The organism is Curvibacter microcysteis, assembly GCF_028649455.1.
Taxonomy (GTDB): domain Bacteria; phylum Pseudomonadota; class Gammaproteobacteria; order Burkholderiales; family Burkholderiaceae_C; genus Curvibacter; species Curvibacter microcysteis.
Window position 1 is genome coordinate 457,981 of record NZ_JAQSIO010000002.1, and the last position, 20,958, is coordinate 478,938.

Sequence of the window (20,958 nt, forward strand, 5' to 3'; positions counted from 1 at the left end):
CCAAGGACCCCGTGATGAAACCCCTTTTGTTGACCCTGCTGAGCGCCGCGTTGTGCAGCGCCGCCTGGGCGCCCGCCTGGGCCGCACCCATGAGCAAAGCCGATTACCAAGCTGCGCACGACGTGATCACACAGCAGTACAAGACCGACCAGGCGGCCTGCGGCAAGTTGGCCGGCAACGCCAAGGATGTGTGCCACCAGGAGGCCAAGGGCCGCGAAAAAATCGGCCAGGCCGAGCTGGAACAAAGCCACGAGCCCAGCGACAAGCACGCCTATGAAGTGCGATTGGCCAAGGCCGATGCGGACTTTGCCGTGGCCAAGGAAAAGTGCGACGACCTCGCTGGCAACCCCAAGGACGTCTGCCGCAAGGAGGCCACCAGCCGCCATGTTGCCGCCAAGGGCGACGCCAAAGTGGTTGAGAAGAGCGCTGAAGCCAAAAGCGATGCGCGCGAGAAGATGAGCGAAGTGCGCCAGTCCTCGGACATGGACAAGCGCGACGCCGCCTACGCCGTGGCCAAGGAAAAGTGCGACGCCCTGTCGGGCGACGCCAAGACCACCTGCCTCAAGACGGCCCAGATGAACCGATGACCGTCGCCCCGCGCGACCACCGCGCGGGCCTTCTTCGCGCACGCGCCCCCATGACTCCCTTCACTCGAAAGACGGTGCTTCCCATGTCCCCTCCCAAGAACGCTCCCCGTGACCCCGCCAACGGCCCCCTGGACGGACCTGACAGTCCCCATGCCCACCGCGCCCATGCCGGCATGGACCATGCAGGCCTGGACCACGCTGGAACCGATGCCTTGCCCACAGCGGCCTTGCACCAAGGGTTGGCCTCCCTGGACAGCCTGGTTCAGGACGTCCACAAACAGTGGTTGACCCCCGGTGAGGACTGGGGCCACGAGCAGCTGGAGGCCTTCAAGCTCCGCTCGCGCCAGCTGCGTGACCAAGGCCTGCAAGCGCGCCACTCGGCCGAGCGCTATGTGCGTGCCCAGCCCTTCACGGCCCTGGCCTGGGCTGCCGCCGTGGGCGCGGTGCTGGTGGCCCTGCCCCTGTGGTGGCGCCGCTCCGGCCCAGCAGCCCGCCAGGCCAGTGCCCGGTCCTCTGAACACTGAGTCCCACGCCCCCCCTGGGCTGTGGGCCGCGAGGCCCTGACGGAAGCGACAACGCCCCCAAGCCTGGGGGCGTTGTGCGTTCTGGTTGGGGCCCTGACAGGCTGGACGGGGTCGGGGCCCGCCCACCCGGCTTTACTTCTTGTCCTTGCCCACCTCATTGCCAATCACCGCGCCGACTGCGGCACCGCCCACGGTGCCCACGCCGCTGCCCCCGGTGAGGATGGCGCCGCCCAGGGCGCCCACCCCGGCACCGACGGCGGTGTCTTGTTGGCGGCCGGACATGCCGCTGCAGGCGCTGAGGCCCAGAAACAGGACGCTGGCCGCCAGCCAGGCGGCTCGGTGGGTAGAAACAGAGGTCATGAGAGTCACCTTGAAAATGGAGGAAAAAAGGCCTTGGGGCTGCACCGGTGACGTGGGCCACCGTGCGCTGCCCCTGGGCCAGGGTGCGCCTGCGCCCCGGTGGGGTCTGTGCGCTGGGTCACCCAGGTGCCGCCCGCGCCGGGCGCCAGCCGTGTGGGGCAACGTACCGACGACCTGGGGCGGGCACGCCAGAGTGGGGCTCGGCACGCTTTGTGCTTCAAGGACCCTGCATGCGCCTCCTCAGCTTCGAACACAGCCTGACCGCTTACTACGCCGACCTGGCGGCCTATGGGCTGGGGGTGCTGGGGCTGGCCATCGCTTTGTGGCGCTTCAGTCCGGCCCAGGATCTGCTGTCCGTGAGCGTGATGCTGTTGCTGGGCGCCGTGCTCTGGACCTTGTTGGAGTACCTGATCCACCGCTTTGTGCTGCACGGCCTGGACCCGTTTCGCCAGTGGCACGGCTCGCACCACCGCCGACCACAGGCCCTGATCTGCACCCCCACGTTGGTCAGCGCCTTGGCCTTTGGCGGCTTGGTGCTCTTGCCCAGCCTGTGGTGGCTGCCCGCGCCACTTGGGCTGGCCCTGTCGCTGGGGGTGCTGGCCGGGGCTTTTGTCTATTCGCTGACGCACCACGCCATCCACCATTGGAGCGGGCAGTCGCCCTGGTTGCGGCGTTTACAGCACTGGCATTTGCGCCACCACCACAGCGCCCGCCCGGTCTGTTTCGGGGTCACCACGCGCGGCTGGGACCGCTTGTTTGGCAGCGGCGGGCGTTGAAGCCCAGGCCCAGTGTCGGGCGCTGTATCGGGCGCTGTTGGCCGCCGGTGCCGAGCCGGTTGGCAATGCGTTGCGTCGCACAGACGGGTCTGAAGGGCCTGCCCAGACTGGCGCTTTCAACCCCAAGAAAGTCAACCATGACAAGCGACAAGGCTTTGCAACAAGCGGTGCAGGACGAACTGGGCTGGGAGCCCTCGCTCAACGCCACCCACATTGGCGTGGCGGTGGGCGATGGCGTGGTCACGCTCAGCGGCCAGGTCGAGAGTTTTGCCGAGAAGTGGGCCGCCGAAAGCGCAGCCCAGCGGGTGTACGGCGTGCGGGCGCTGGCGGTCGAGCTGACCGTGGACCTGCCCAGCACGGCCGAACGGGCCGACTCGGACATCGCCCGCTCCGTGATCTCCACTCTGGAGTGGATGAACCAGTTGCCCGCCCATGCGGTGCAGGTGGTGGTCGAAAAAGGCCAGGTCACGCTCAACGGCAGCCTGGACTGGGAGTACCAGCGCGAGCTGGCCAGTTCTGCCGTGCGCCACCTGCTGGGCGTGCGCGGCCTGCACAACCAGATCGTGCTCAAGCCCAAGGTCAAGCTCAGCGCGGTCAAGGCCGACATCGAGCTGGCCCTGCAACGCCGTGCCGAGCAGGACGCGCAAGACATCCAGGTGCGCGTCGATGGCGCGGAGGTCACCCTCAGCGGCACGGTGCACAGCTGGTCCGAGCGCAACCTGGCCACGCACACGGCCTGGGGCACGCCGGGCGTGCACCAAGTGGTGGACCAACTCACTTTCGCCTGACACGGCCCCGCGGCCACCCCCATCACCATCCCGTCCGCCCCGCCGGCGCGCACCGGCGGGAGCGGGCGTCATTCCCTGTCCCCTCAAGGATTTTCATGAACGACCACACCCTTCCCCCCTGTTTTGTTTACGACACCCACGCCGAGGCCGAGCGGGCCATCCAGACCCTGAACCGGGGCGGCGTGGCCATGTCGGCCCTGTCCCTGATCGGCAAGGGCTACCACAGCGAAGAGCAGCCGACCGGCTTCTACACCCTGGGCGACAAGGTCAAGGCCTGGGGCGCGCAGGGCGCGTTCTGGGGCGGCATCTGGGGCCTGCTGCTGGCGCCCGCGGTGTTCTTCCTGCCCGGTGTCGGCGTGGTGGCTTTGGCCGGCCCCGTGGTGATGACCCTGGTGGGCGTGCTCGAGGGCGCCGTCGTCGTCGGGGGCTTGTCGGCCCTGGGGGCGGCCCTGAGCCAATTGGGCGTGCCCAAGGACCAGGTGCTCAAGTACGAGACCGCGCTCAAGGTCGACAAGTACCTGCTGCTGGTGCACGGCAGCGCCCAGGTGCAGGCCCAGGCGCGTGAGTTGCTGCAGCAGGCGCCCCAAGTGCAGGCGGCCTGAGCCATGAGCGCCCTGACCCGGCCCCCTGCGGGCGGCCCCAGCAGCCCGGAGCCGGCCCCCGCCGCCGCGCCACCCGCCGAAGAAGCCTACCTGCATGAGGGCTCGGACACCGTGCGTTTTGTGCTCCACCTGCCCGAGGGCCTGGTCGACGCCAGCATCAGCCGCCAGGCGCTGCGCCACCGCTTTGGGGCGGGCGAGCACCCGACCGACCTGGTGCCCACCTACCACGCGCACCAGGCCGTCATCCAGGCCGCGGTCGTCCACCGCCTGCGCCAGGGCGCCCACGCGCCGGTGATGCTGCGCGAGGCCGACTTTCCCGTCCCGGCCCGTGGCCGATGAGTTTTCTTCCTGGAGACCGTTGTCATGAACTGCTCCCACCTCAACCCCCTGGCTGATGCCTTGAAAGGCCCCTCCATGTCCCACAAACAAAACGGCAACAAAGAAGTGAAAAAACCCAAGCAAGAGAAGAAGCCCAGTCCGCCGCCCGTGGTGGTGGCGCCGGCACCGACCAAGCGGAAGTAGGGCGCTGAGGCTGCCGGGCCGTGCGCCACCGTACAGACCCTGGCGGTGCCCAGCCTCAGGCTGAGGCCTGGACGGACGCTGCGGCGCCCCGTTGCTCTTTCTGATGCGCGCGCCGCCTGCGGTGCACGCCCAGACCTGTTGCCCAGGTCCGGGTGGGCGCGGTGGGCCTGCGGGGCCACCGCCCTGACCGGGCTGTTGCCCGGTGCCGCTTTCATGATCCCAGAACCCTCTTTGTTCCTCAGCCTGCGCACCCGCTTGTGGGGGCGTTGGGCGGCCCGGCGCAGCGCTTTTGCCGCCGCCCAGGCCCAGGCGGCGTTTGAGCCCCCGTTGCAGGCCGAGCTGTTCAACGGCGAGCAGATGGAGCGCCACGGCCACACCCTGGCCCTGCGCCACCAGGCCATCTTGCAGGCCGGTCCGGACCGCCTGCTGGCCCGCTTGAGCGACAACGAACAGGTGCTGCGCGACACCTATGCCGCGCTGCGCCACAGCGTCACCGCGCGCCGCCCGGTGGTGCCCGCGGGCGAGTGGCTGCTGGACAACTTCTACCTGATCGAAGACCAGATCCGCACCGCGCGCCTGCACTTTTCCAAGGGCTACAGCCGCGCCTTGCCGCTGCTGGCGGATGGGCCGTCCAAGGGCTACCCGCGCGTCTACGACATCGCCTTGGAGGCCATCTCGCATGGCGACGGCCGCCTGGACCTGGACAGCCTGCACCGGCTGATGCAGGCCTACCAAAGCGTGGACCTGCTGCGCCTGGGGGAGTTGTGGGCCATCCCCATCATGCTGCGCCTGGCCATGATCGAGAACCTGCGCCGGGTCGGCGCGCGCATCGCCCAAGGCATGGCCGAGCGCACCCGGGCTGCGTTGTGGGCCGACCAGATGAGTGCGGTGGCCCAGAGCGATCCCAAGGGCCTGATCCTGGTGGTGGCCGACATGGCGCGCTCTGACCCGCCCTTGGCCAATGCCTTTGTGGCCGAGTTGGTGCGCCGCCTGCGCGGGCAGGGCGCGCCCCTGACCATGCCGCTGAGCTGGATCGAGCAGCGCCTGGCCGAAGCCGGTCTCAGCACCGAAGAGGTGGTGCAGGCCGAAACCCAGCACCAGGCGGCCAGCCAGCTGTCCATCAGCAACAGCATTGCCAGCCTGCGTGTGCTGGACGCCACCGACTGGCGCGAGTTTGTCGAGGCCATGAGCGCGGTGGAACACAAGCTGCGCGAAGACCCGGGCGGTGTTTATGGCCGCATGGACTTTGCCACCCGCGACCGCTACCGCCACGCCGTCGAACGCCTGGCGCGCGAGGCGGGGCGGCCTGAAATCGAGCTGGCACGCCAGGCCGTGCAACTGGCCTGCCAGGCCCACCAGCAAGCCCTGCTGCTGGGGCCCCCGGGTCCGGGGCACGCCGCGCCCGACCCGCGCCTGGCCCATGTGGGGCACTACCTGATCGGCCTGGGACGACCGGCCTTGCAGCCCGTGCCCCGAGGTTTGGCACGCGCCCTTCAACCCTTCAAGCGGCGTCCGCTGGGCCTGTACCTGGGGGCCGTGACGCTGCTGACAGCGGCCATGGTGGCCCACATGCTGGTGGGCACCGCGCTGGCGCAAGGGGCCTGGTGGTGGGCTTTGCTGAGCTTGCTGCTGCTGAGCCTGGGCTGCAGCCAATTGGCGCTGAGCATCGTCAACTGGATGCTGACCCTGTGGGCCACCCCACAGCGCCTGCCACGCATGGACGGCGCCCAAGGCTTGCCCGAGAGCGCCCGCACCCTGGTCGTGGTGCCCGCGCTGCTCAGCACGCCAGAATCGGCCGACCGACTGGTGGACGCCCTGGAGCTGCGCTTTCTGGGCAACCAGGACCCGCAGTTGTTTTATGGCCTGCTGACCGACTTTGTCGACGCCCCCGAGGCTGAGCAGCCCGGCGATGCGGCCACCCTGGCGCGCCTGCGGCGGAGCCTGGAGGCCCTGAACCAGCGCTACGGCACGGCCACGCAACAACCTTTTTACGGCTTTCACCGGCCCCGGCTGTGGAACCCAAGAGAAGGCTGCTGGATGGGCCTGGAGCGCAAGCGGGGCAAGCTGGCCGCCCTCAACCAGCTGCTGCTCACCGGGGCGAGCGAGCCCTTTGCCTGGCGGCTGGGTGACCTCCAGGCGCTTCGCCAGGTGCGCTATGTGATCACCTTGGACACCGACACCTTGTTGCCCCGTGACTCGGCCCGCCGCCTGGTCTGCACCCTGGCCCACCCTCTGAACCAGGCCGTGTACGACCCCCAGGCCCAGCGTGTCACCCAGGGCTACGCCATCTTGCAGCCGCGCATGGCCGCCACCTTGCCCAGCACCAACCGCAGCCGCTACGCGCGCCTGTTCGGCGGTGACCAGGGCGTGGACCCTTACACCGGCGCAGCGTCGGACGTGTACCAGGACGTGTTCAAGGAGGGGTCGTACATCGGCAAAGGCATTTACGACCTGGCGGTGTTCGAGCAGGCCTTGGCCGGGCGCTTTCCGGACGACCGCATCCTGAGCCACGACCTGTTGGAGGGCTGTTACGCGCGTGCCGGCCTGGTCAGTGATGTGATCCTGTACGAGGACACCCCCGCGCTGTACGCCAGCGACGTGCAGCGGCGTCAGCGCTGGATCCGAGGCGACTGGCAGATCGCCGCCTGGCTGCTGCCCCGCGTGCCGATGGAGGGGGGGCGTCGCGGCCGCAACCCGCTGTCGCGCCTGTCCCAGTGGAAGCTGCTGGACAACCTGCGGCGCAGCCTGGTGGCGCCCGCGCTGCTGGGCTTGCTGGCCCTGGGCTGGTTGGCCCTGCCGCAGGCCTGGGGCTGGACCCTGGGCGTGCTGGGGATTCTGTTCTTCCCGGCCCTGGCCGCCGCGGCGGTGCAGGCGGCACGCAAGCCGGGCGAATCCTTGCCGGGCCAGCACGCGCGCCTGATGGCCGAGACCCTGGGCCGCAAGCTTTGGCAGGGCCTGTTCACCCTGGCCTGCCTGCCCATCGAGGCCGCGTACAGCCTGGACGCGGTGCTGCGCACGCTGTGGCGCCTGCGCTGGAGTCACCGCCATTTGCTGGTCTGGCAAGCCTCGGGCGAGGTGGCGAGCCCGGCGAATCCGGCGAATCCGGCGCACCCGGCCTGGGCTGTTTGGCGCGAGCGCCTGGCCTGGTGGCCCGCGCCGGCCTGGGCCCTGCTGTGGCTGGTGCTGCTGGCGGCCCTGCAGCGCCCCGCGCTGTGGACGGCCGCGCCGCTGTTGGCCTTGTGGGCCTTGGCGCCCGTGCTGGAGCGCTGGCTGAGCCGTGCGCCGTCTGATTTCACACCAGCTTTGTCGGCCGAGCAGCGTCAGTACCTGGGGCGCTTGGCGCGCCGCACCTGGCATTTCTTCGAGACCTTTGTCACCCGCGAGCACCACCACCTGCCGCCCGACAACTACCAGGAGCAGCCCCAGGCCGTGCTGGCGCACCGCACTTCGCCCACCAACATCGGCCTGTCCCTGCTGGCCAGCCTCGCGGCCTACGACTTTGGCTACCTGGGCCAGGGTGGCTTGATCGAACGCACCCGGCGGACGCTGGACACGCTGGAGACCCTGCCGCGCTACCAGGGCCATTTCTACAACTGGTACGACACCCTGAGCCTGGCCCCTTTGGCGCCGCTGTATGTGTCGGCGGTGGACAGCGGCAACCTGGCCGGGCACCTGCTGACCCTGCGCGCGGGCCTGTTGGGCCTGGCGGCCGACCCGGTGCTCAGCGCGCGCACCCTGGCCGGCCTGGCCGACACCGTGGGCTTGCTGCAAGCGCAGGGGCTGGCCTTGAGCTCGCTGCCCTTGCACCAGGCCTGGCAAGCCTTGCAAGCGCAAATGCAGGCCGCCACGGACGCCGCCCCGGCGCTGCCCTCGGAACTGTGGCTGTGCCTGGGCCGGCTGGAGCAGGGGGCCCGCCAACTGGCGCAGTTGGCCGAGGCAGAGACCCCCCGCCCGGTGGCGGAGGGCGCCCCGCTGGCAGCCACCGAGTTCGGCCATTGGGCCGCCGTGCTGGCCGAGCAGGCCGGCGCCCTGCAAGCCGAGCTGCTGCACTGCCTGCCCTGGGTCGCCTGGCCCGAGGCCAGCGTACCGCAGCGCCTGCTGCCCATGCCCACGGGCCTGCAGTTGGCGGGCTGGGACGCGCTGTTCCCGCCGGAGCGCCCCCGTGACCTGCTGGCGCCCCCACCCCCTGCCGCGACAACGCCCTTCAGTGGGCTGTCCGCCCTGGTCGCCCTGGCCAGTCAGCGCGCCCGCACGCGCCAAGCCGAGTGCCTGGCCCTGGCCGCCCGCGTGCAGGCGCTGGCCGACATGCATTGGGCCTTTCTGGACCACCCGGCGCGCCACCTGCTGGCCATTGGCTACAACGTCGACCAGCGCCGGCTCGATGAGAGCAGCTACGACCTGCTGGCCTCCGAAGCACGCCTGGCCACCTTCATCGCCGTGGCCCAGGGCCGCTTGCCGCAGGAGAACTGGTTTGCCCTGGGCCGACTGCTGACTTCGGCGGGCGGCCCGCCCATCCTGCTGTCCTGGAGCGGCTCGATGTTCGAGTACCTGATGCCCCAACTGGTCATGCCGCAGTACGCCAGCTCGCTGTTGGACCAAACCTGCCACTCGGCCGTGCAGCGCCAGATCGATTACGGCCAGCGGCGCGGCGTGCCCTGGGGCATTTCAGAGTCGGGCTACAACGCGGTGGACGTGGCCCTCAACTACCAATACCGCGCCTTCGGCGTGCCCGGCACCGGCCTGAAGCGTGGCCTGGGCGAGGACTTGGTCATCGCGCCCTACGCCAGCGCGCTGGCCTTGATGGTGATGCCAGTCGCCGCCTGCCAAAACCTGCAGCGCCTGGAGGCCGACGGCCTGGGCACGCGCTACGGCCTGTACGAAGCCGTGGACTACACCGCCAGCCGCCTGCCGCGCGGCAAAAAGAGTGTCACGGTGCAATCCTTCATGGCCCACCACCAGGGCATGAGCCTGCTGGCGCTGGACCATGCCTTGCTGAACCAGCCCATGCAGCAGCGCTTTTTGGCCGACCCGGTGCTGCGCGCCGCCGTGCTGCTGCTGCACGAGCGCATCCCCAACCCCACGCGGCTTCAGCACGAAAAGGCCGGGCCCCTGGAGTTGCGCGCCCTGTCGGTGGGGCCGGAGATGCCGCTGCGCATCATCACCCAGCCCGACACGCAGGCGCCCCAGGTGCAGCTGCTGTCCAATGGCCGCTACCACGTCATGCTCACCCATTCCGGCGCAGGCTACAGCCGCTGGAAGGACCTGGCCGTCACGCGCTGGCGCGAAGACCCGACGCGCGACCCCTGGGGGCAGTTCTGTTACCTGCGCGACGTGGCCTCGCAGCAGTTCTGGTCCGTGGGGCACCTGCCCACGCGGCGTGACACGGCCAATTACCAGGCCATTTTTTCGGCGGGGCGGGCCGAGTTCCGGCGCCGCGACGAGGGCTACGACACCCATGCCGAAATCGCGGTCTCACCCGAGGACGACATCGAGCTGCGCCGCCTGCACATCACCAACACCGCGCGCGTGCGCCGCGTGCTGGAGGTGACCAGCTACGCCGAGGTGGTGCTGGCCCCGGCCGGGGCGGACAACCTGCACCCGGCCTTCAGCAAGCTGTTTGTGCAGACCGAGATCGTGGCCGACAAGCAGGCCTTGCTGTGCCAGCGCCGCCCGCGCACGGACAGCGAGCCGGTGGTGTTCTTGCTGCACCTCATGGCCGTGCACGGGGGCTCGGGCAGCGAGGTGTCTTTTGAGACCGACCGCAGCCGCTTCATTGGCCGCACCCGGGACCTGGCCGCGCCGCTGGCAATGACCGACACCGTGCAGCTGTCGGGTACCCAGGGTGCGGTGCTGGACCCCATCGTGGCGATTCGACACCGCATCACCCTGGAGCCGCAGCAAAGCGTCACCCTGGACATGGTCACCGGCGTGGCCGAGCGCCGCGAACAGGCCCTGGCCCTGATCGACAAATACCGCGACAAACACCTGGCCGACCGGGTCTTCGACCTGGCCTGGACGCACAACTGGGTGACCTTGCAGCAGATCAATGCCAGCGAGACCGACGCCCAGTTGTACGGCCGCCTGGCGGGCCCGGTGCTGTACGCCCAGCCCGCTTTGCGCGCACCGGCCGCGGTGCTGCAGCGCAACCGGCGGGGCCAGTCGGGGCTTTGGAGCTATGCCATCTCGGGCGACCTGCCCATCGTGCTGGTGCAAATTGGCGACGTGGCCCACATCGAGCTGGTGCGCCAGATGGTGCAGGCCCATGCGTACTGGCGGCTCAAGGGCTTGTCGGTGGACCTGGTGATCTGGAACGAGGACCACGCCGGCTACCGCCAACAACTGCAGGAACAAATCCTGGGCCTGATCGCCTCGGGCGTGGAAGCCAACCTGGCCGAGAAGCCAGGCGGCATTTTTGTGCGCTTGGCCGAGCAGATTCCGGTCGAGGACCGCCACCTGTTCCTGAGCGTGGCGCGGGTGGTCCTGTCCGACGCCCAGGGCTCGCTGAGCCAGCAGGTCCAGCCCCCCAGTTTTCAAGACCAGCGCCGGGCCACGGGCTCGCGCTTGCTGGCCCACAGCCCGGCGCCAGGGCGCTATCCGGCGTCCAGCGTGGCGCCGGTGAAGGGGCTCTTGTTTGGCAATGGCCTGGGCGGCTTCGCCCCGGATGGGCGGGCGTACGTGATTCAAGTCAGCGGCGCGCAGGTCACGCCAGCGCCCTGGGTCAATGTGCTGGCCAATGCCCAGTTTGGCACCGTGCTGTCGGAAAGCGGCAGTGCCTACACCTGGTTCCAGAACGCGCATGAGTTCCGCCTGAGCCCCTGGGGCAACGACCCCGTCAGCGATGGCGGCGGCGAGGCCCTGTACCTGCGCGACGAAGACAGCGGCTGCTACTGGTCCCCCACACCGTTGCCCTGCGGTGGGCCGGGCCTCAGCGTGGTGCGCCACGGCTTTGGCACGACCACCTTCGAGCACGAGGAGCAGGGCGTGCACAGCCTGCTGAGCGTGCACATCGACCCTCAGCACGCGCTCAAGTGCTCGGTGCTCACCGTGCACAACCGCAGCCCCCAACGCCGGCGCCTGTCGGCCACCGGCTATGTGGAATGGGTGCTGGGCGACCTGCCCGCCAAGACCGGCTTGCATGTGGTCACCGTGCACGACGCGCCCACCGGTGCCCTGTGGGCCCACAACGCCTACAGTGCCGACTTTCAACATGTGGCGGCCTTTTTTGATGCGGGGGAGGCCAGCACCCTGGACGGCGTGAGCTTCACGGGCGACCGCACGGAGTTTTTGGGTCGCCAGGGCTCGTGGCGGCGCCCGGCCGCGATGAGCCGGCTGCGCCTGTCGATGCGGGTGGGCGCCGGCCTGGACCCCTGCGCTGCGCTGCGCGTGCCTTTTGAGTTGGGACCGGACGAGCAGCGGCAATTCGTGTTCCGCCTCGGCGCGGTCGACCACCAGGCCGCGCTGGACAGTGGCGAAGCCCGTGTGCCCCCACTGCCGCGCAGCCGCGCCGAGGTAGCGGCTTCCGTGCAATCGGTGCAGGCCTATTGGGCCCGGGCCTTGGGCAGCGTGCAGGTGCAAACGCCGGACCTGGCCTTGAACCTGCTGCTCAACGGCTGGCTGCTGTACCAAACCCTGTCGTGCCGCTTGTGGGCGCGCAGTGGCTTCTACCAGTCGGGTGGGGCGTTTGGCTTTCGCGACCAATTGCAGGACAGCATGGCCTTCGTCTATGCCGAGCCCGGCTTGGCGCGGGCGCAGTTGCTGTTGGCGGCGGGCCGCCAGTTCCAGGAGGGCGATGTGCAGCACTGGTGGCACCCGCCCAGTGGGCGTGGCGTGCGCACCCAGTGCTCGGACGACTTTTTGTGGTTGCCCCAGGCGGTCAGCCACTATGTGTCGGTGACCGGGGACCGCGCGGTGTTGGACGAGGTCCTGCCTTTTTTGACGGCGCGCCCGGTCAACCCGGAGGACGACTCCTATTACGACCTGCCCCAGCTCTCGGGCGAGTCGGGCACCCTGTACGAGCACTGCTGCCGGGCCCTGCAGCGCGGCTGGCGCCTGGGCACACATGGACTGCCCCTGATGGGCTCGGGCGACTGGAACGACGGCATGAACCTGGTGGGCCTGGGCGGGCGCGGCGAGAGCGTCTGGCTGGCCTTCTTCATGATCGACACCTTGAACCGCTTTGCCCTGCTGGCCGCCGACCGGGGTGACGAGGCCTGGCGCGTGCAGTGCCTGACCCAGGCGCACGCCCTGGCGCGCCACGCGGAGCAAAGCGGCTGGGACGGCGCCTGGTACCGCCGGGCATTCTTTGACGATGGCAGCCCCTTGGGCTCGGCCAGCAACACCGAGTGCCAGATCGACAGCATTTCGCAAAGCTGGTCGGTGCTCTCCGGTGCGGGCGACCCGCAGCGGGCGCGCCAGGCCATGCAGTCCATGGCGGCGCGGCTGATCAACCACGAGTACGCCTACGTGGCCTTGCTGGACCCGCCGTTTGACCACTCGGTGCTCAAGCCGGGCTACATCCAGGGCTACCTGCCCGGTGTGCGTGAAAACGGGGGGCAGTACACCCACGCCGCGATCTGGGCGGCCATGGCTTTTGCCCAGTTGGGCGAGGCCACCCAGGCGTGGCAGGTGTTTGACCTGATCAACCCGGTGCGCCATGCCGACAGCCCCGAGGCGGTGGCCCGCTACCAGGTCGAGCCCTATGTGATGGCGGCCGATGTGTATGGCGTGGCACCGCATCAGGGGCGGGGTGGCTGGACTTGGTACACCGGCTCAGCGGGCTGGATGCTGCGCTTGATTCTGGAGTCCTTGCTGGGCTGGCGCCTGCGCGCAGGCACCCTGAGCCTGGCCCCTTGCCTGCGGCCGGACTGGGAGGGCTTCAGCCTGAGCTACCGCCATGGCCAGGTGGCGTTGCAGGTGACCGTGCGCCGCGCCCCCGCTGGAGCCGCCAGCCGCCTGGGTCTGGACGGCGTCTGGTTGAGCGGCCTGAGCGTTGACCTGCCCGAGGATGGGCAAGTCCATGAGCTGGTGCTGGAGTGGGCGCCACCGGTGCCGGTCGTCCCCATGGCCTGAGCGACTGGCGGGCCTCTCCAGCGCCAGCTGGTTCAGCGGGCCTCAGAGGGGGCCGAGCCAGCAACCCAGGTAGCGCAGGTAGCGGGTTTCGCAATGGGGGCAGTCGAGGTGGCGGCTCAGGGGCAGCCAGCGCATCCAGCTGCGGCGGCGGATGCGTTCCACCGGGTGTTGGCAGTGGGGGCAGCGCAGGGCGGTGCTGCTGGGGTTGCGGGAGCTCAGAGTGCTCATGGTTCACCATTTCGGCAGAGGACAACAAAAGGCGCCGGCCCAGGGCGGCGGCGGAGGTCGGGACCCCAGCGGCGGGGTGACCGGCCGGTGGGGCGCTCTTTTGTCTCTGAGGTGTTTTTTTGGCGGGGCTTGAGCGCCCCCATGATGCGCTTGTTTGTCTTGGCGTTGTGTGTGTTGGCGCACACAGGGGGGCGCCAAGGGGGTGGCAAGATCGGGTTTTCCACCACCGTTGGTTTGATTTAATCGACCGTCAGGCCCCTGTCCCTGCGGCAAAATGGGGCCAGCGCCACCGGCCTTCGGGGCTCACCACCAGCAGAAAGCCCTCTGTGTCCAAACTTGTTTTGACCGTCGATGACCACGAAGACATTCGCAAGCTCATCCGCCTCACGCTGGAGTTTCAGGACTACGACGTCATCGAGGCCTGCAATGGCGAGGAGGGCCTGGCTCTGGCCCGGATGCGCCGACCGGACCTGGTCTTGCTCGACGTGCTCATGCCCGGCATGAGCGGCCTGGAAGTGAGCCGGGCCATGGCGGAAGACCCCGAGTTGAGCAGCATCCCGGTGGTCATGTTGTCGGCGCTGGAGCAGAACACCGACGTCAGTGCCGGCTACGCCGCGGGGGCCCGCGCCTACCTGGGCAAGCCCTTCAGCCCGTCGGATTTGGTCGATGTGATCGAGTGCCTGATCGGCGATCAGGACTGACCGCCCTGCCGGCCCTGGCCGGGCGGGGGCGCTCTCGAGGTTTTATTGGCGGCAGCGCAGTTGGCGCAAGGCGGCCTCACGCACCAGGTAGTCGCCAGGCAAGGCCCATTTGTCCGGGTTGGCGCGGACGTGGTCCACCACGAGGTCGTAGATCTGGGCCGATTCAAATTGGGGCGGCAGGCACAAGATGTCGCGCGCGGCCAGGGTGGCGTCCCAGACGCCCATCACATAACCCATGAACATCTGCACGTCGCGGCTGTCTTTGCTGCTTTGCAAGCCTTGGCGACGGCGCTCGAAGGCCTCGCCCCAGCGATGGAGCTCATGCCCGTCAATGAACTGAGCTCGGGCCTGGGGCGTGCTCAGGCTGGCCGCCAGGCAGCAGGCCATGGCCCAGCGGGACCAGGGCGATGGACCCCGGCCAGGTCGGAAGGGGGCACGGGGGGCCGGGGCAAGCGCAGTGGGTGCGGCCATGGGTGGGCAATCCAAGAAGTGGGCGGGGCGGTCGAAAAAGGGCTGACCCGCATTTTCTGGCAAATTGCCGTCCGTCAGAGAGGGCTGCGAAAAATCACATTCCTGCGCGCCGAACGGGCTGCCCCGGGACTGCGCGTGGCCGGGGCATGAAAAAGCCCGCCAGGGGGCGGGCTTGGGGAATTGGGGGGCTGGGAGGCCTGCAGGGCCGGGAGGATCAGCCTCGGCTGGGGTGGCGCTTGCGGTCGCGCTCGTCATGGGGCCAGGCGGTCAGGGGAGCGGGTTTGAGAAGCTGAGTCATGAAAATTCTCCAGGAATGCACCCACAACGAAGCGCGCAGGCACTTGGATGACAGGGGCAGTGAATTATTTTGAGCGGCTGGCTGGGGCTGCCTCTGGCGCTGGCGGGCGGGTGTGCCGACCCAAGCCGGGCAGGGCGGCCGCAGCCGCCAGGCCCAGGCCCAGCAGGGCGCCCAAGGCGGGTGCCACGTCCTGCCATGAGGCGCCCATCTGGTTGAGGTGCAGCGAGGCCTGGATACCCGCCGTGCTGGGCAGCAGCCAGCGCAGCGCTTGCAGCGGGGCGGGCAAGGCCTCGACCGGCCACGAAAAGCCTGACAGAAAAGCCATGGGCAAGGCCGTGAACAGCAGCACCTGCAGGGCCCGTTCCCGGTCCCGCAACAAGCCGCCCAGCAGCAGGCCGCAGGCACAAACACAAGGAACGTAGAGGCCCAGCAGCAGCAAACCGCCCCAGGGGTTTTGCCCGCGCGGATAGTCCTGCAGCCACCACATCCAACCGAGGTAGAACAGGCCCGTCATCCAGCCCAAGCCCGACACGCCCAGCAAACGCCCGGCCCAGGCACTGACACTGGCGCGCAGCCGACCGGCTTCGGCCCAGGTGCCCGCCAGCAGGGCCACGCCCATGAGCAAGGTCTGTTGCAAGATCAACAAGGCCACCGCGGGCACCACATAGCTGCCATAGCCCTCGGTGGGGTTGAACAAGGCCACCGACTGCAAGCCCAGCGGGCTGCGACTTTGTTGGGCCAGGGCCGCACTTTGGCCGCCAGCTTGCAAGCGGCGGATTTCGATGCCGGCCGACACCGTGCCGATGGCCTCGGAGAAGCCGTAGAGCACCGCTTTGTTGAGCAAGGCGTAGGCGCCGTTGCCCTCGACCGGGATCACCACGGCCGCGCCGCGCACCACATCGCGTTTGAGATCAGCGGGCAAGGTGGCGATGCCCTGGACCTCGCCGCGCCACAAGGCCTGTTGGGCCGCCTCGGCGTCGCCAGTGACCAGTTGCACATCCAGGCGTGGGCTGGCCTGGGCGTAGCGGATGATTTGGCGGCTCAGGCTGCTGTGGTCCAGGTCGACCACCGCCACGGGCACCCGGGTCACGGCTTGTTCGCTGTAGGGCCAGGGGTAGAAGAACGCATAAATCAGGGGAGCGGCCAGAAGCAGCAGCCAGACCCCCGGGTCGCCCAGCACGGCGCGCCAGGTGGCGCGCAGCGCGCCGAGGAAATCAGCTTGTTCCGAGGGGGCCTGTGGCAAGGGGGCGGTGGCGTGATCGCTCATCGGGCCCCCCAACGCTCGGGTCGAGCGGCGACTCGGCGCAGGAGCGCAGCCGCCCCTGCCGCCATCAGCAGGCTGATCAGCAACATCCACAGCGGCGCGGGCGCACTCAGGGCCCAGGGGGCGCCCAGGTGCAGCTGCTCGGTCTGGGTGCGGATGTAGTGCGTGTAGGGCAGGCACTGAGCCCAGACTTGGGCCAGCGGTGGCATGGCCAGCAAGGGAAAGCCCACCCCGCTGAAGGCAAAGGCCGGGGCCGTGATGAAGCCGGTGGCGGACAGGGCGGTGCGCAAGGAGCGCGTGGCCAGCGCGGCCAGCGCGCCCATCAGCACGGACAGGCCCAAGAACACTTCCAAGGCGAACAAGCTGCCCAGCAGCGATCCTGGCACGGACCAGCCCCGGCCCGCGGTCAGACCCAGCCAGGTGACGGCGGCCAACAGGCCCAGGCTCAGCGCGGGCCAGGCCAGCTTGCCCAGCAGCGCGGCCAGCGCTTGTGCCCAGGAGCTGCCCGCCGGCAGCCAGTCGCCCACACTGCGGTCGCGCAGTTCGCGCCCCACCCCCCAGGCCCCCGCCGTCATGGCCAGGATGTGCAGCAGGGCGGGGATCAAGGCCGCCGCCAAGTAGCGCTCGTAATCGAGTGAGGTGTTGAACAAGGTCAGGCCGCCCACCCGCAGGGGCTCCAGGTGGGCGCGCGCGGCTGGGCTGGTCTCGCCGCGCTTGGTGCGGCTGCTGAGTTCGATGCCCGCGCCCAGCGTGCCGACCACGGTGCGGACTTCTTTTTGGATCAGCCCCGAGTGGGTGCCCAACTGGGCGTTGTGCAGCAGGGTGAGCTGGGCGCGCTGCCCCCGTTTGATGTCGCGGCTCAGCGTGGGCGGGATCAGCAGCACCGCATGCACCTCGCCGCGCCGCAAGGCGCGCTCGACCTCGGCTTCGTTCTCGTACTGGGCGGCCAGCTGCAGGCCGGGAGCGGCATCCAGAAACCGGCTCACTTGACGCGACAGGGCCGAGTGGTCCTGGTCCAGCACGCCAATGGGCAAGGCGGTGGGCAGGCCGGCCGAAAAAATCCACCACAGCAGGCCCACGCCCAACAGGGGCACCCAGCTCAGCCAGGCCAGGTCCAGCGGTCGCTGGCGCAGCAGGGCGGCCTCGCGCCACCAGACCTGGGCGAAGCGGGCGCCGAAGCCCAGGGGCGCAGGCGCGGACACGGTGGCTGCCATCGAGGCGGGCAAGGGCTGGGCCCTCAGTCCAGCAAGACGCTCATGCCGGGGCGGGCGCCGGGCAAGGGCTGCAGGGGACGGGCCCGCACTTCGAAGGTGCGGGCGTCAAAGCCAGCGCCCGATCGGGTGGCCCGCCAGGTGGCGAAGTCGGGCAGGGCGGCGCTGTAGTGCACTTTGAAGCGGGCGCGCCGTGTTTGGCCGTCGTCCCCGCGCAGCGCGGGCAGGCGGGCGTCGAATTCGCTGCCGATGGCAAATCGCTGCAGTTTGTCCTCGCGCACATTGAGCACCACCCAGAGGTCATTCAAGTCGACCACGGTGACCACGGCCACGCCCTGGGGCGACAGCTCACCGACCTTGCCCAGCACTTTGCCCACTTCGCCGGCCACGGGGCTGCGCAGTTCGGTTTCGGCCTTGGCGGCCTGCACTTCGGCCACCACGCCTGCCACTTGGCGCGCCTGGGCCTGGGCGGCGGAGCGGTCTTCGCTGCGTGCACCGGCACGGGCCAGGTCGTATTGGGCGCGGGCGGCCAGGGCCGCGTCGCGCGAGGCCTTGAAGTTGGCCTCGGCCTCATCGCGCTTTTGCGCCGCCACCAGGCCGTCACTGGCCAGGTGGTCGACCCGCTGGAAGGAGATGGCGGCGAGGTCAGCCGCCGTCTGGGCGCGTTGCCAGTTCAGGCGTGCCATCTCGATCTCTTGCGGCCGCGCACCTTGTTCGGCCTTGCTGGCCACGGCCTGGGCGGCGTCGGACGCGGCCTGCGCCTGGCTCAGTTTGGCGTTGACCTCAGGGCTGTCCATGCGCATGAGCAGGCTGCCCGGCTTCACGGTGTCGCCTTCTTTGACGGCCATCTCGGCGATGCGGCCGGGCACCTTGGCAGCGACATCGGTTTCGCGGGCTTCGAGCTGACCCTGGAAGACGTCCGGCTGGGGCTGGGCGGCTTTCCAGTAGCCGTAGCCCAAGCCAGCCAGCAGCAGGGCCACCAAGGGGACGGTGAGGACAGTGGCTTTGTTCATGGGGTGGGCACTTTCACATCGGCGCGCGCCAGGTAGCGGCTGAAATCCTGGCCCAGGCCGCAGCTTTGCAGCAGCCGGGCCAGGGCTTGCACGTAGTCGTTGGCCGCTTGGGCCTGTTCGGTTTCTGCCTGGGTCAGGCGGGTTTGGGCGTCCATCAGGTCCAGCGTCGTGCTGGTGCCTTGCTGCAGTCCGGCCTGGCGCAGGCGCAACACCTCGCGCCCGAGTTCCAAGCTGGGCTGGCTGGCCACGAAGTGGCGGCGCGCTTGTTCGACCGCACGCCAGTTTTGCTCGACCAGCAAGGCAATGTCGCTGCGCGCCTGGGCGTCGCTGTGCTCGGCCTGCTCGATTTGCTTGAGCGAGGCGGCGGCCAGGGTGTTGCGGTCCACCGCGTCGTACAGGGTCCAGCGCAGGCCCACGCCCGCGACCCAATCGGCATTGCCACTGCGCAGTTCCCGCGAGCCAAAGGCGAAGACCTGGGGCTTGCGCAAGGCCTCTTCGCCTTGGTGCAGTTGCTCGGCCTGGGCCTTCTTGGCCGCGACTTTGTTCAAGCCCGGGTGCAGGCGCAGGGCGGCCTCTTGGAAGTGGCTCAGTGGCTCCAAGGGCTGAGTCAACACAAACAAGGCCGTGCTCGGGCTCACCTGGCCCTCTGCGCGCACGGTTCGGGCCAGGGCGGTGGCGGCCAGTTCGGCGTCGTCCTGGGCCTTGAGGGCTTGGCGCCGTGCGTCTTCCAGGGCCACGCTGGCTTGCAGACGCTCGACACGGGAGATCACGCCGGCGGCCATCATGCGCCCGGCGGCCTGGTCGTGCTGCTCCAGGGTGCGCTGGGCTTGCTGGCGCAGCCAAGCCGCACGCAGCGCGAGCTGGGCGCCGAAGTAGCGCTGCACCAGCTGGGTGGCGACGTCCTGCTGGGTCTTGTCGGCATCGGCCTGGGCCTCCTGGGCCTGGGCCCCGATCAGGCCGCGTGTGGCGTCACCCAAGCCGCCCATGTAGAGCGGCCACAGGGCCGACACCGATGCCGTGGTGCCCGTAGCGTGGCGCTGAAATGCATAGCTGGACGGCAACTGAAGCGCGGTGCTGGGAATGCGCAAGGCCGACAGAGCCCCCGACAGGCCCTGGGCGAGCTGACCCAGTTGCTGGTTGATGTGGCCCAGGTCGAGGTTGAGGTTGGCGTTGTAAGCGTAGGCGCTGCTGTTGAAGCTCACCACCGGTCCGCCCAGGCCCTTCAGGCCTTCGCGCTGCAGGCGCTTGCTTTCGAGGCCGGCGCGCGCCGCAGCCAGGCTGTCCGATCGGCTTTGCAGTTGCTGCCAGGCCTGCTCGTAGCTCAGGGACTCCGCTTGGGCCGCAAGAGGGCTGCAGGCCGCGCATCCAGCCAGCAGCAAAAGAAGAGGTTTCATGGGCAGCACGTTTGGGTCGGCAACGGGATGGGGCTGAATGTAACGTCTTTTTACATTCAAACCCCGGTGCGCAAGCTGTGTCTCGGTGGCTGGGATTCACTGCGCTGCCGTGTATGGCCGGTGGATCTGTGCGGCTGCTGGCCAAATACCTGCGCTGCACCGCAGTGAGCAAGGCTCACGAAAGTAAAATCTGTCTTAATCCGGCTGGCTACTGGCCTGATCCTTTCGATAAACCTTAACCAAAATCAGATTCAACATGGCTCTCGACAAAGTCACTGCTGGCAAGAATGCCCCCGACGCCTTCAACGTGGTCATCGAAATTCCGATGAACGCCGACCCGATCAAGTACGAGGTGGACAAGGAATCCGGCGCCATTTTTGTGGACCGTTTCATGGGCACGGCCATGCACTACCCCACCAACTACGGCTATGTGCCGCAAACCATCAGCGGTGATGGCGACCCGGTGGACGTGCTGGTGATCACCCCCTTCCCGCTGATCCCTGGCGTGGTGGTGACTTGCCGCCCCATCGGCATTCTGAAGATGGAAGACGAAGGCGGCGTGGACGGCAAGGTGCTGGCAGTGCCCACCGACAAGATCCTGCCGATCTACACCCACTGGCAAAAGCCGGAAGACATCAACCCCCTGCGCCTGAAGCAGATCGCTCACTTCTTTGAGCACTACAAGGACCTGGAACCGGGCAAGTGGGTCAAGGTCTTGGGCTGGGACGGCGTCGACGCCGCCAAGCAAGAAATCCTGGACGGCATTGCCAACTACAACAAGGCGGCTTGAATGGCTGGCTGAGGCGCTGCGGGCCGCTCAGGCCCGGGCGCCCCGCACAAAAGGCTCCACGCGAACGGCGTTTGGGGCCTTTTTTTCGTCTGCCCCTGCATGGCCGGTTTGGCGTCAGCGCTGGTCAGGCTGGCGTCAATGGACGGGCGCAAACTGCTGCGCTGGTTGGTTAGCGAACCAATTCTTTTGAAGCAGTTTTTTGCTTTTAAACTCGTCATTTGAATTGTTAAGGTTTGTTTCAGTGACAATTCAATCAACTTAGAGGCCCGAGGGGGCGGCAGGTTTGACAGAGGTGCGAAGACACCCTGGGGAGGCTGACTTGACGCTGGTCGATTTCAAAATGCATGACCTGTGGGGGTT

The 20,958-nt window shown here is 68.6% G+C and carries 17 protein-coding genes; 10 read left to right on the forward strand and 7 right to left on the reverse strand.

Annotated features, from left to right (window positions below; all coding sequences use genetic code 11):
- Positions 1–14 precede the first annotated feature (14 nt).
- Together PSQ39_RS07360 and PSQ39_RS07365 are read left to right on the forward strand one after the other, a co-directional pair.
- The gene (locus tag PSQ39_RS07360; RefSeq protein ID WP_273926052.1) at positions 15–587 is read left to right on the forward strand and encodes a hypothetical protein; all 573 of its coding nucleotides are present in this window, start codon (positions 15–17) and stop codon (positions 585–587) included.
- An 83-nt stretch (positions 588–670) separates the two neighbouring features.
- Positions 671–1,111, forward strand: a complete 441-nt coding sequence (locus PSQ39_RS07365; protein WP_273926053.1) for a hypothetical protein — start codon at positions 671–673, stop codon at positions 1,109–1,111.
- A gap of 132 nt (positions 1,112–1,243) precedes the next feature.
- Here the strand turns inward: PSQ39_RS07365 and PSQ39_RS07370 are convergent, their stop codons facing one another.
- Entirely contained in the window at positions 1,244–1,471 is a 228-nt protein-coding gene (locus tag PSQ39_RS07370; RefSeq protein ID WP_273926054.1) for a glycine zipper 2TM domain-containing protein, read from the reverse strand.
- A gap of 230 nt (positions 1,472–1,701) precedes the next feature.
- Between PSQ39_RS07370 and PSQ39_RS07375 the strand changes: the two genes are divergently transcribed.
- The 6 genes from PSQ39_RS07375 (at position 1,702) to PSQ39_RS07400 (ending at position 13,228) form a co-directional block, all read left to right on the forward strand.
- A complete protein-coding gene (locus PSQ39_RS07375; protein ID WP_273926055.1) occupies positions 1,702–2,247 on the forward strand; it encodes a sterol desaturase family protein in 546 nt (181 codons plus the stop codon).
- A gap of 137 nt (positions 2,248–2,384) precedes the next feature.
- Positions 2,385–3,035 carry a BON domain-containing protein gene (locus PSQ39_RS07380; RefSeq protein ID WP_273926056.1) on the forward strand — a complete coding sequence of 217 codons (651 nt, stop codon included), beginning with the start codon at positions 2,385–2,387 and terminating at the stop codon, positions 3,033–3,035.
- Positions 3,036–3,130: 95 nt separating this feature from the next.
- Entirely contained in the window at positions 3,131–3,637 is a 507-nt protein-coding gene (locus tag PSQ39_RS07385) for a DUF1269 domain-containing protein (RefSeq protein WP_273926057.1), read from the forward strand.
- A 3-nt stretch (positions 3,638–3,640) separates the two neighbouring features.
- Positions 3,641–3,976 (forward strand): DUF1488 family protein, encoded by a 336-nt coding sequence (locus PSQ39_RS07390; protein WP_273926058.1) that lies wholly within the window; start codon positions 3,641–3,643, stop codon positions 3,974–3,976.
- 24 nt (positions 3,977–4,000) lie between these two features.
- Positions 4,001–4,159: a hypothetical protein gene (locus PSQ39_RS07395; protein ID WP_273926059.1), complete on the forward strand. Its 159-nt coding sequence runs from the start codon at positions 4,001–4,003 to the stop codon at positions 4,157–4,159.
- A 213-nt stretch (positions 4,160–4,372) separates the two neighbouring features.
- Entirely contained in the window at positions 4,373–13,228 is an 8,856-nt protein-coding gene (locus PSQ39_RS07400) for a GH36-type glycosyl hydrolase domain-containing protein (RefSeq protein WP_273926060.1), read from the forward strand.
- A 42-nt stretch (positions 13,229–13,270) separates the two neighbouring features.
- Here the strand turns inward: PSQ39_RS07400 and PSQ39_RS07405 are convergent, their stop codons facing one another.
- Positions 13,271–13,456, reverse strand: a complete 186-nt coding sequence (locus tag PSQ39_RS07405) for a hypothetical protein (RefSeq protein WP_273926061.1) — start codon at positions 13,454–13,456, stop codon at positions 13,271–13,273.
- Between the two features lie 326 nt (positions 13,457–13,782).
- Between PSQ39_RS07405 and PSQ39_RS07410 the strand changes: the two genes are divergently transcribed.
- A complete protein-coding gene (locus PSQ39_RS07410) occupies positions 13,783–14,157 on the forward strand; it encodes a response regulator (protein ID WP_273926062.1) in 375 nt (124 codons plus the stop codon).
- A gap of 42 nt (positions 14,158–14,199) precedes the next feature.
- On the opposite strand, the gene PSQ39_RS07415 is transcribed toward PSQ39_RS07410, so the two are convergent.
- The 5 genes from PSQ39_RS07415 to PSQ39_RS07435 form a co-directional block, all read right to left on the reverse strand.
- A complete protein-coding gene (locus tag PSQ39_RS07415; protein ID WP_273926063.1) occupies positions 14,200–14,544 on the reverse strand; it encodes a Rap1a/Tai family immunity protein in 345 nt (114 codons plus the stop codon).
- 446 nt (positions 14,545–14,990) lie between these two features.
- Complete coding sequence (locus PSQ39_RS07420; protein ID WP_273926064.1) at positions 14,991–16,193, reverse strand: ABC transporter permease; 1,203 nt, start codon at positions 16,191–16,193, stop codon at positions 14,991–14,993.
- The gene (locus tag PSQ39_RS07425) at positions 16,190–17,416 is read right to left on the reverse strand and encodes an ABC transporter permease (protein ID WP_273926065.1); all 1,227 of its coding nucleotides are present in this window, start codon (positions 17,414–17,416) and stop codon (positions 16,190–16,192) included. Before PSQ39_RS07425 ends, PSQ39_RS07420 begins: the two co-directional genes overlap by 4 nt.
- 11 nt (positions 17,417–17,427) lie before the next feature.
- Positions 17,428–18,414, reverse strand: coding sequence for an HlyD family secretion protein (locus PSQ39_RS07430; protein ID WP_273926066.1), 987 nt, complete (start codon positions 18,412–18,414; stop codon positions 17,428–17,430).
- Entirely contained in the window at positions 18,411–19,808 is a 1,398-nt protein-coding gene (locus PSQ39_RS07435; protein ID WP_273926067.1) for a TolC family protein, read from the reverse strand. The genes PSQ39_RS07430 and PSQ39_RS07435 overlap by 4 nt, the downstream gene beginning before the upstream one ends.
- Before the next feature lie 256 nt (positions 19,809–20,064).
- On the opposite strand from PSQ39_RS07435, the gene ppa reads away from it, so the two are divergent.
- Complete coding sequence (gene ppa / locus PSQ39_RS07440; RefSeq protein WP_273926068.1) at positions 20,065–20,598, forward strand: inorganic diphosphatase; 534 nt, start codon at positions 20,065–20,067, stop codon at positions 20,596–20,598.
- Positions 20,599–20,958: the final 360 nt, after the last annotated feature.